Annotated in this window: 1 protein-coding gene; it reads right to left on the minus strand. The window is 75.9% G+C overall.

The genetic code is table 11. From position 1 onward, the window contains the following. Positions 1-21 precede the first annotated feature (21 nt). On the minus strand, positions 22-11,817 hold the full coding sequence (locus ACFU74_RS00235) for an SDR family NAD(P)-dependent oxidoreductase (RefSeq protein WP_380749264.1): 11,796 nt from the start codon (positions 11,815-11,817) through the stop codon (positions 22-24). Between the last annotated feature and the right edge of the window lie 37 nt (positions 11,818-11,854).

The following is an 11,854-nucleotide window of genomic DNA, read 5'->3' on the forward strand; positions in this document are numbered from 1 at the left end:
GTGCGCGGACCGTCGCCCTGGTCATGCGGATCCCAACTGCCGGTCGATGTAGTCGAACACCTCGTCGTCGCTGGCCGCCGTGATCAGGTCGGGGGCGAGGTCGTCCACGTCACCGATGGGGCGGACGGGGGTGGCCGGTGTCCCGCCGGGCAGCGGGCGGGACAGCACTTCCCTTAGCCGGGCGGCGAGTTCGTCGCTGACGCCGTCCGGCGGCAGGGCGTCGAGCAGGGTCTCCAGGCTGTCGAGCCCGGCCCGGACCGCCGCGTCGCCGCTCGGGCGGGCGGCGGCGGCCCGCTCGGCGAGGTGGCGTGCCAGTGCCTCCGGGGTGGGGTGGTCGAAGACGAGCGCGGCCGGCAGCCGCAGCCCGGTCGAGGACGCCAGCCGGTTGCGCAGTTCGACCCCGGTGAGGGAGTCGAAGCCGACGTCCTTGAACGGGCGGGCCGGGCGGATCAGGTTCGGCGAACTGTGGCCGAGCACCGCCGCGGCGTTGCCGCGCACCAGGTCCAGCAGGGTCCGGTACAGCTCGGCCTCGGGCAGCTCGGCGAGCTGCCGCGCCATCGAGCGGGCCGGCGCCTCGGCGGTGGCGGCGCCGGTACGGGCGGGGCGGACCAGGCCGCGGAGCACGGCGGGCAGCCGGTCGTCCGCCCGCAGCACGGACGGGGCGATCCTGGCCGCGAGCCGGTAGGCGTACGGGGAGTCCAGTGCCGCGTCGAACAGGGCCAGGCCCTCCGCCGAGGTCAGCGCGCCCGCCCCGGTGCCCCGGCCCGCGGTGACCGCGGCGGTCATCTCGCTGCGCTCCTCCCACAGGCCCCAGCCGATCGACAGGCCGGGCAGCCCCTCGGCCCGGCGTTCGGCGGCGAGGGCGTCGAGGACCGCGTTGGCGGCGGCGTAGTTCGCCTGCCCGGCCGCGCCGAACTGGGCCGCGCCCGAGGAGAACAGGACCAGCGCCGCCAGGTCGAGGTCCCGGGTGAGTTCGTGCAGGGCCAGCGCCGCGTCCGCCTTGGGGCGCAGGACGCGGTCGAGCCGGTCCGGAGTCAGCCCGGCGATGGTGGCGTCGTCCAGGACCCCGGCCGCGTGGACGACGGCGGTCAGCGGGTGCGCGGCGGGCACCGACCCGAGCAGGGCGGCGAGCGCGGCGCGGTCGGCGACGTCGCAGGCCGCGACGGTCACCGACGCCCCGAGCCCGGTCAGCTCCCGTACCAGCTCCGGCATGCCGTCGGCGGCCCCGCCCCGGCGGCCCGCCAGCAGCAGGTGCCGGGTGCCGTGCGCGACGACCAGGTGCCGGGCCAGGAGCCGTCCCAGGGTGCCGGTGGCCCCGGTGACCAGGACGGTCCCTTCGGGATCCGGCGGAGCGGGCAGCAGCAGGACGTTCTTGCCGACGCCCCGGGCCTGGCTGAGCGAGCGCAGGGCGGCCGGGGCCTGCCGGACGTCCCAGCCGGTGACCGGCAGGGGACGCAGCACTCCCTGCTCGAACAGGCCCAGGACGTCGGCGAGCATCTCGCCGATGCGCTCCGGACCGGCCTCCATCAGGTCGAACGCCCGGTAGCGCACCCCGGGGTGCTGCCGGGCGACCTCCCCGGGGTCGCGCACGTCGGTCTTGCCCATCTCCACGAACCGGCCGCCGTTCGGCAGCAGCCGCAGACCGGCGTCGACGAACTCCCTTGCCAGACTGTCGAGTACGACGTCGACGCCCCGTCCGCCGGTGGCCGTCAGGAACTTCTCGGCGAAGTCGGTGGTCCGGGTCGAGGCGATGTGCGCGGCGTCCAGTCCGCCGGCCCGCAGGACGTCCCACTTGGCGGGGGAGGCGGTCGCGAACACCTGCGCACCGGCGTGCCTGGCGAGCTGCACCGCCGCCATGCCGACACCGCCGGCCGCGGCGTGGACCAGGACCGATTCCCCGCGCCGCAGTCCGCCGAGATCGAACAGACCGTAGTAGGCGGTCAGGAACACCACCGGCACGGATGCGGCGCGGGCGAAGGACCAGCCCGCCGGAATCCGGGCGACGGTGCGGCGGTCGGCGACGGCGGTCGGGCCGAACGCGCCCCCGAAGATCCCCATCACCCGGTCCCCTGGCACCAGGTCGTCCACACCCGGGCCCACCTCGATGACGGTTCCGGCGCCCTCACTGCCCAGGCCCTGCTGTTCGGGGTCGGGGTCCAGGCCGAGCGCGGCGATGACGTCGTGGAAGTTCAGCCCGGCGGCGCGCACCGCGATCCGTACCTCGCCCTTGCCCAGCGGGGCGAGGGCCGCAGGAGCGGGCTCCGCCGCGATGTCCTCCAGGGCGCCCCGGCCGTCGGTGGTGAGCCGCCAGGCGGCGCCGTCCGGCAGGGACAGCGTGCCGTCCGGCCGGCCGCCGCGGACCAGCCGCGGCAGCAGCGGCGGGCCGGTCCGCAGCGCCAGCTCGGGTTCCCCGGCGGCGAGCGCCGTGGGCAGGGCGTCCGCCGGCTCGCCGGTCCCGGCCGCGTCGATGAGGACGAAGCGCCCGGGGTGCTCGGCCCGCGCGCTGCGCACCAGGCCCCACAGGGCGGCCTGGGCGGGATCGACGGGACGGTCGACCGGTCCGGTGCGGACCGCGTCCCTGGTGACCAGGGCCAGCCTGGCCGCGGCGAACCGCTCGTCGGCCAGCCACTGCTGGACGAGGGCGAGGCCCTGGTGCGCGGTGGCGCGGACCCGGTCGGCGGGGTCGGGCAGGTCGGCGGTGGCGATGGCCGCCACGATCACCTCGGGGAGGGCGGCGCCCGCTTCGAGGGCGGCCCCCAGGGCGTCGATGTCCTGCCATGACACCGCGCCGGGGACGGCACCGCCGAGGGCGGCCCAGGTGGGCGCGGCGCTGTCGGCCGGCTCGGTGGCCGGGGTCCAGTCGAGGCGGTACAGCAGGTCGGCGTGGGCGGTCGCGGAGAGCGGCCCGCCCGCGGCCGCAGGCCGCAGCAGCAGGGCCTCCACGCCGAGCACCTGCCGTCCGGACAGGTCGTGGGCGTACAGGGTCACGGCGTCCGGCGCGTCGGTGGCGAGCCGCACGCGCAGCGTGGTGGCCCCGGTGATCCCGCTGGTCACACCGGTCCAGCTGAAGGGCAGCCGGGCCCGGCCGTCCTGGCCGGGCAGCAGCGCGGCGATCTGGAGGGCCGCGTCCAGCAGCGCGGGGTGCACCACGCATCCGGCGGCGTCGGCGTGCTGCGGCTCCGGCAGCACGACCTCGGCGAACACCTCACCGCCGCGGAGCCACGCGGCACGGATGCCGCGGAAGGCGGGGCCGTAGTGGTAGCCGGCCTCGGCGAAGCGCTCGTAGAGGTCGCCGGTGTCCACGGGTTCGGCACCGGACGGCGGCCAGCTCAGCAGACCGGCCGCGGCTCCGGCCGGGTCCCCGGCGGGCCGGGGTGCCAGGGTGCCGGTGGCGTGCTCGGTCCAGGGCGCGTCGGCGTCCCGTGTCGTACGGGCGAACACACTGAGCCTGCGCCGGCCGTCGCCGTCGGGCGCGGCGACCCGGAGTTGCACGTGGACGGCTCCCTCGTCCGGGAGCACGAGCGCCGATCCGAGGGTGAGTTCCTCGACCTCCGGGCAGTCCGCCTCGGCGCCGGCACGCAGCGCGAGTTCGAGGAAGGCCGTGCCGGGGAACAGGACGACGCCCGACACCGCGTGGTCGGCGAGCCAGGGGTGGGTGTGCAGCGAGATCCGGCCGCTGAGCAGCAGCTCATCGGAGTCCGCAACCTGCACCGCCGCACCGAGCAGCGGGTGCCCGGTCGTGGCGAGACCCGCCGAGGCGATGTCCCGGCTCGTGGTCGGAACGTCGAGCCAGTAGCGGCTGCGCTGGAAGGCGTACGTCGGCAGCTCGACGCGCCGCGCCCCCGGGAACGCACCCGACCACTCCACCCCCAACCCCCGCTCCCACGCACGCCCCACCGCACGCAGCACCTGCGCCGCACCGCCCTCCCCGCGACGCAACGTCCCCAACACCGCGGCATCCACACCCGCGGCCTCCACCGACTCCCCCATCGCCACGCCCAACACCGCATGCGGGCTGGACTCGACGAAGAACCGGAAGCCCTCCCCCAGCAGCGCCTCCGTGGCCCTCCCGAACTCCACCGTCTCCCGCAGGTTCCGGTACCAGTACCCGGCGTCCAGGGCCTCCGTGTCCAGCCAACCACCCGTCACCGTCGAGAAGAACGGCACCGAACCCGACCGGGGCACGACGCCGTCCAAGTCGGCGAGCAACTGCTCGCGGACCTCCTCCACATGCGCGGAGTGCGACGCGTAGTCGACCTCGATCAGACGCGCCCGCACCCCCTCCCCCACCAGGACGTCGACCAGCCCCACCACCGCGTCCGCATCACCCGACACCACCGTCGACGACGGACCGTTCACCGCCGCCACCGACAACCCCGCCCACGAGGCGATCCGCCCCCGTGCCACGTCCGCCGGCAACGGCACCGACGCCATCCCGCCCCGCCCCGCCAACGCCCCCACCGCACGGGACCGCAACGCCACCACCCGCGCCCCGTCCTCCAGACTCAGACCACCCGCCACACAAGCAGCCGCGATCTCACCCTGCGAGTGACCCACCACCGCATCGGCCACCACACCGAACGAACGCCACACCTCCGCCAGCGACACCATCACCGCCCACAGCACCGGCTGCACCACATCCACCCGCGCCAGCAACCGCTCCGAACCCAACGCATCCGTCAAGGACCAGTCCACAAAAGGCGCCAGAGCCCGACCGCACTCCGCCATCCGCCCCGCGAACACCTCCGACTCGTCCAACAACCCCGCAGCCATCCCCACCCACTGCGAACCCTGACCCGGGAACACCAGCACCGAACGACCGGAAACCAAGCCGCCGCCGGACACCGCAGTACCCTGCGACAGCGCGGCCAGGTGCCCGGCAAGGTCCTCCTCCGTACCCACCAGCACCGCGCGGTGCCCCAGCGCGCTGCGGCCCGTGGCCAGGGAGAAGGCCACGTCCGCGGCACGGACGTCCGACCCGTCTCCGATCCGGGCCGACAGCGCCGCAGCCTGGGCGCGCAGCGCCTCCGGCGTGCGGGCCGAGAGGAGCAGGGGGACGGCGGCCGGCACGGTCTCCGGTGTCCCTGCCCCCTCGACGGGCGTGTCCGCGGAAGCTGTCGGGTCGGCCGGGGCCTGTTCGAGGACGACGTGGGCGTTGGTGCCGCTGACGCCGAAGGAGGACACCCCGGCCCGGCGCGGACGTCCCGTGTCGTCCCACCCACGGGCCTCCGTCAGCAGCCGGCCGGCTCCCGCGGACCAGTCCACCTCGGGCGTCGGGCCGTCCACGTGCAACGTCCTCGGCATCACCCCGTGCCGCAGGGCGAGCACCGACTTGATGACCCCCGCCACACCGGCGGCAGCCGAAGCGTGTCCGATGTTGGACTTCAGCGAGCCGATCCACACGGGACGGTCCGCCGGACGGCCCTGCCCGTACGTCGCCAGCAGCGCCTGAGCCTCGATCGGGTCACCCAGCCGCGTCCCCGTACCGTGCGCCTCCACCACGTCCACCTCGGACGCCGACAGCCCCGCGTCCGCCAGCGCCGCCCGGATCACCCGCTGCTGCGACGGACCGTTCGGCGCCGTCAGACCATTGCTCGCACCGTCCTGGTTCACCGCCGAACCACGGACCACCGCCAGCACCGGATGCCCGTTGCGCCGCGCGTCCGACAACCGCTCCACCAACAGCATCCCCACGCCCTCGCCGAAGGCGGTCCCGTCGGCCGCCGCGGCGAAGGACTTGCAGCGGCCGTCCGGGGCGAGGCCGCCCTGTCGGCTGAACTCGACGAACAGTTCGGGGCTGCACATCACGTTGACGCCGCCGGCCAGCGCCAGCGAGCACTCGCCCGACCGCAGCGCCCGCACCGCCAGGTGCAGGGCCACCAGCGAGGACGAGCACGCCGTGTCCACGGTGACCGCAGGGCCTTCCAGGCCGAAGAAGTAGGCCAGCCGTCCGGAGACGATGCTTCCCGAGTTGCCGGTGCCGAGGAATCCTTCGACGTCCTCGGGGATGTAGGGCAGCAGCCGGGCGGCGTAGTCCTGCTGCATCAGGCCGACGTACGTGCCGACCGGGGCGCCGCGCAGGGTGGACGGGTCGATGGCCGCGCGCTCGAAGAGTTCCCAGGTGGTTTCCAGGAGCAGCCGCTGTTGCGGGTCCATGGCCAGGGCCTCGCGCGGCGAGATGCCGAAGAACTCCGCGTCGAACTCGGCCGCGTCGTGGAGGAAGCCGCCGTGGCGGGTGACGGAGGTGCCGATGCTGTCGGGATCGGGGTCGTAGAGCGTGTCGGGGCTCCAGCCCCGGTCGGTGGGGAACCCGGAGATGCCGTCGCGGCCCTCGGCCAGCATCCGCCACAGGTCCTCGGGTGAGCGGACACCGCCGGGCAGGCGGCAGGCCGCGGAGACGATCGCGATCAGGTCGTCGTCCGCGTCCCGGTTCCGGTCGGCCGGCCTCGCGGGTCCGGCGGGCACGACGGCCGTGGCCGCTTCCGTGTCCGTGAGTCCGGCGCCCAGGAAGTCCGCGAGCGCCGCCGGGGTCGGGTGGTCGAACACCAGGCTGGCGGGGAGTCGCAGGCCGGTGGCGGCGTTCAGGCGGTTGCGCAGCTCCACCGAGGCCAGTGAGTCGAATCCCAGTTCGCGGAAGGCCCGTCCGGGGTCGAGGGCGTCCGGGGAGGCGTGGCCGAGGGCTGCTGCCGCGTGGGTGCGGACGAGTTCGACGAGCAGCCGGGTCCGTCCGGCGCCGTCGAGGGCCGCGAGGCGCAGGCGCAGGGCGTTGTCGTCGGCCCTCGCCTCCGCAGCCGTGGCCGCCCGGCGCGGCGGTGTGCGCACCAGGCCGCGCAGCAGCGGCGGCAGGGTGCCGTCCGCCGCCGCGGACCGCAGGGCCGCGGTGTCGAGGCGCATCGGGACCAGGGCGGCCCGGTCCACGGTGAGGGCGGTGTCGAAGAGCGCGAGCCCCCGCTCGGTGGAGAGCGGCGGCATCCCGGACCGGGCGAGGCGTCGCACGTCGTCCTCGTCCAGGTGTCCGGTGAGGGCGCTGGGCTGCTCCCACAGGGTCCAGGCCAGGGACTGGCCGGCCAGTCCCGCCACCCGGCGCTGGGCGGCCAGGGCGTCGAGGAAGGCGTTGGCGGCGGCGTAGTTGGCCTGGCCGGGGCCACCGAAGGTGCCGGCGGCCGAGGAGAAGAGCACGAAGTGCGTGAGGTCGAGGTCGCGGGTCAGTTCATGCAGGTGGAGGGCGGCGTCGACCTTGGGGCGCAGGACGGCGTCCACCCGTTCGGGGGTGAGTGCGGTGACGACGCCGTCGTCGAGGGTGCCCGCGGTGTGGACCACGGCGGTCAGCGGGTGCGCGGGCGGCAGGTCCGCGAGTACGGCGGCCAGGGCCGCCCGGTCGGCGGCGTCGCAGGCGACGACGGCGGTCTCGGCTCCCAGCGCGGCGAGCTCGGCCCGCAGTTCGTCGGCTCCGGCCGCGGCCGGGCCGCTGCGGGAGAGCAGGAGCAGGTGCCGGACGCCGTGGCCGGTGACCAGGCGGCGGGCGACGTGGGAGCCGAGCAGGCCGGTGCCGCCGGTGATGAGGACCGTGCCGTCCGGGTCGAAGGGCCGGAGGGGCCCTGCCGCACCGTCCGCGAGGTCCGGGTCGTTCCTGCGGGCCCGGACCAGCCGGGGTACGCGGACGTCGTCGCCGCGGACGGCGGTCTGCGGTTCTCCCGAGGCGAGGGCCGCGGCGACGCCCGCGGAGGTGCCGTGCCCGTCGTCGGCATCGGGGTCGAGGTCGAGCAGGGCGAAGCGCCCGGGGTGCTCGGACCGGGCCGAGCGGACCAGGCCCCAGAGTGCGCCGTGCGCGGGGTTGCGGACGTCCTCCCCGTCCCCGGCGCCGACCGCGCCCCGGGTGGCGAACACCAGGCGCGAGCCGGCGAAGCGGTCGTCGGCGAGCCAGGTGCGGACGTCGGCGAGGGCCTGGTGGACGGCGGCGCGGACCGCCGCGGCCGGTCCGGCCGTGTCGGCGGGCTCCGCACAGTCGAGCAGGACCGTTTCGGGCACCGGGGCTCCGGCGTCGACGGCGGCCAGCAGCGTGGCCAGGTCCGCCGTGCGGTGGACCGCTGCGCCGCTGCCGCGCAGGGGGGCGGTGACCCACTCCGTCGCGTAGAGGTCCTGGTGGCGGCCGTGGGGGGCGCGGTCGGCGCCGAGGCCGACCGTGCCCGCGGGCCGCAGGACCAGCGCGTCCACGGTCGCCACGGGGGCGCCGGTCGCGTCGGCGACGGCGAGCGCCACCGCGTCGGGCCCGACCGGGGCGAGCCGGACGCGGATCGCGTCGGCGCCGGTGGCGTGCAGGGTCACGCCGTTCCAGGAGAACGGCAGCCGTCCCTCGGGGTGGGCGTCCGCGCCGGGGGTGCCGGGCACGCCGGTGGCGTGCAGGGCCGCGTCCAGCAGGGCCGGGTGCAGGCCGAAGCGGGCGGCTTCGGGTGCGGGCCCGGCGGGCAGGACGGCCTCCGCGAACAACTCGTCGCCGCGCCGCCAGGCCGCGTGCAGTCCCTGGAAGGCGGGACCGTAGGTGAATCCGCCCGCCGCGAAGCGGTCGTACAGTCCGTCGAGGGCGAGGGGTTCGGCGCCGGGCGGCGGCCAGGGCATCGGCTCGTCGGCCTCGGCTCCTTCCGCGCCGTCCTGGGCCAGGACGCCTTCGGCGTGCCTGGTCCACCCGTCGTCGTCGGGGTCGCCGTCGGCGGGCGTGTCCGGCCGGGAGTGCAGGCTGAGCGGGCGGTGGCCCAGGGAGTCGGGGGCGCCCACGGTGAGGCGCAGCACGGTGCCGCCGTGTTCGGGCAGTACCAGGGGGGCCTCAAGGGTGAATTCCTCGACCCGGGGGCAGCCGACCCGGGCTCCGGCCTGGAGCGCGAGTTCCAGGAAGGCGGTGCCCGGGAGCAGTGCCCGGCCGCCGACGGCGTGGTCGGCGAGCCACGGGTGGGTGCGGGCCGACAGGCGGCCGGTGAGGAGCAGGCCGTCGCTGTCGGCGAGGACCACGACGGCGCCCAGCAGCGGATGGCCCGCGGGGGTCAGTCCGGCGGAGGTGACGTCGGCGACGGGCGCGGCGCCGTCCTCCAGCCAGTACGGCTCGCGCTGGAAGGCGTAGGTGGGCAGTTCGACCCGTCCGGGGCGGCGGCCGGCGAAGACGGTGTCCCAGTCCGGGGAGACTCCGCGCAGGTGGAGTTCGGCCAGGGACTCGGTGAACCGGCGCGGGCCGCCGTCGTCACGGCGCAGGGTGCCCACGGCGGTGGCGTCGGCACCCGCGTCCTCGGCGGTCTCCAGGACGCCGACGGTGAGGACGGGGTGCGGGCTGCTCTCCAGGAGGACCTGGTAGCCGTCGGCGAACAGGGCGCGGGTCGCCTGTTCGAAGCGGACGGTCCCGCGGAGGTTGCGGTACCAGTAGTCGGCGTCCAGGGCGGTGGTGTCCTCCAGCAGGCCGCCGCTGAGGGTGGAGTAGAAGGGGACGGCGGACGGACGGGGGGTCAGTCCGTCGAGCCGGGCGAGCAGTTCGGTGCGGATGTCCTCGACGTGGGCGCTGTGCGAGGCGTAGTCGACGGGGATGCGCCGGCTGCGGATGTCCAGGGCCGCCGTCCGGTCGAGGAACGCGTCGAGCGCGTCGGTGTCGCCGGAGACCACGGTGGAGGCGGGTCCGTTGACGGCGGCGACGGAGAGCCGGCCGTCCCAGGGGGCGAGGTGTTCGGCGACCTCTTCGGCGGGCAGGGCCACCGAGGCCATGCCGCCGCGGCCGGACAGGGCGCGGATCGCCCGGCTGCGCAGGGCGACGACCCGTGCGGCGTCGTCCAGGGAGAGGGCGCCGGCGACGCACGCCGCCGCGATCTCGCCCTGGGAGTGGCCGATGACGGCGCCGGGGGTGATGCCGTAGGAGCGCCACAGTTCGGCCAGGGAGACCATGACGGCCCACAGCACCGGCTGCACCACGTCGACGCGTTCGGTCGGCGGGGTGCCGGGGGCGCCGCGCAGGACGGCTTCCAGGGACCAGTCGACGAAGGGGGCCAGGGCGCGCTCGCACTCCGCGATGCGGGTGGCGAAGGCGGGGGCGGAGTCGAGGAGTTCGACGGCCATGCCGGCCCATTGGGAGCCCTGTCCGGGGAACACCAGGGCGACTTCGCCGCCGGTCCCGGCGGTGCCGAGGACCGTGCCGGGGGCGGTGCGGCCGGCCGCCAGGGCGTCGAGGCCGGCCCGGAACTCGTCGGGGTGGGTGCCGATCAGGACCGCCCGGTGCTCGTGCGCGGCGCGGGTCGTCGCGAGGGCGTGGCCGACCTCGGCCGGGCCGGGTCCGGGGTGGGCGTCGAGGTGGTCGCGGAGCCGTGCGGCCTGGGCACGCAGGGCTTCGGCGGTGCGTCCGGAGAGCACCCAGGGGAGGACGGCGGGGGCGGCGGGTTCGTCGGCCTGTTCCAGGACGGGTTCGTCCGCCTGTTCCAGGACGACGTGTCCGTTGGTGCCGCTGACGCCGAAGGAGGACACCGCGGCCCGGCGCGGCCGTCCGGTCTCGGGCCAGGGGGTGTTCGCGGTGACCAGGCGTACCGCGCCCGCGGTCCAGTCGATCTGCGGGGACGGGTCCTGCGCGTGCAGGGTGGGCGGGACGGTGCCGTGCCGCATGGCGAGGACGGTCTTGATGACGCCGCCGACGCCGGCCGCCGCCTGGGTGTGCCCGATGTTGGACTTCAGCGAGCCGAGCAGCAGCGGCTGCCCGTCCGCGCGGTCCCGCCCGTAGGTGGCCAGCAGGGCCTGGGCCTCGATCGGGTCGCCCAGCGGGGTGCCGGTGCCGTGCGCCTCGACCACGTCCACGTCGGCGGGGGTGAGTCCGGCGTTGGCCAGGGCGTGGCGGATGACGCGCTGCTGGGCGGGGCCGTTGGGGGCGGTGAGCCTGCTGCTGGCGCCGTCCTGGTTGACGGCGGTGCCGCGGATCAGGGCGAGGACCGGGTGGCCGTTGCGCCGGGCGTCGGAGAGTCGCTCCAGCAGGAGCATGCCGACGCCCTCGCCCCAGCCGGTGCCGTCGGCGGCGGCCGCGAAGGACTTGCAGCGGCCGTCCCTGGCCAGGCCGCCCTGGCGGCTCATCTCCACGAACGGGACCGGTGTCGACATGACCATCGCGCCCCCGGCCAGGGCCAGGGTGCAGTCGCCGCCCCGCAGGGCCTGGGCGGCGAGGTGGATGGCGACCAGCGAGGAGGAGCAGGCGGTGTCGATGCTGACCGCCGGGCCCTCCAGGCCGAAGGTGTAGGCGACGCGGCCCGAGGCGACGCTGTCGGAGCTGCCGCTGCCGACGTAGCCGGCCACGTCGTCGGGGACCTGGCGCAGCCGTACCGCGTAGTCCTGGTACATCACTCCGGCGAAGACGCCGGTCCTGCTGCCCCGCAGGGTCGCGGGGTCGATGCCGGCCCGTTCGAACGCCTCCCAGGTGGTCTCCAGGAGGAGCCGCTGCTGCGGGTCCATCGCGAGCGCTTCGCGCGGGGAGATCCCGAAGAATCCGGGGTCGAAGTGCCCGACGTCGTCGAGGAAGCCGCCCAGGGCGGTGTGGCTGGTGCCCTCGCGCAGTTGTTCCGGGTCGTCCAGGTGGTCCAGGTCCCAGCCCCGGTCGCGGGGGAATCCGGTGATGGCATCGGTGCCGTCGATGACCAGGCGCCAGAGGTCCTCGGGGGTCCGTACGCCGCCGGGGTAGCGGCAGCTCATCGCGACGACCGCGATCGGTTCGCGGCCCGCCTCCTCGGCCTCGGTCAGGCGTCGGCGGGTGTGGTGCAGATCCGCCGTCACGCGCTTGAGGTAGTCCCTCAGCTTGTCGTCGTTCACCATCGGGAGCCGCCGTCCTGGTTCGCGTGTCGGGTCGGTG

Source organism: Kitasatospora sp. NPDC057500 (assembly GCF_042802195.1).
GTDB lineage: Bacteria > Actinomycetota > Actinomycetes > Streptomycetales > Streptomycetaceae > Kitasatospora.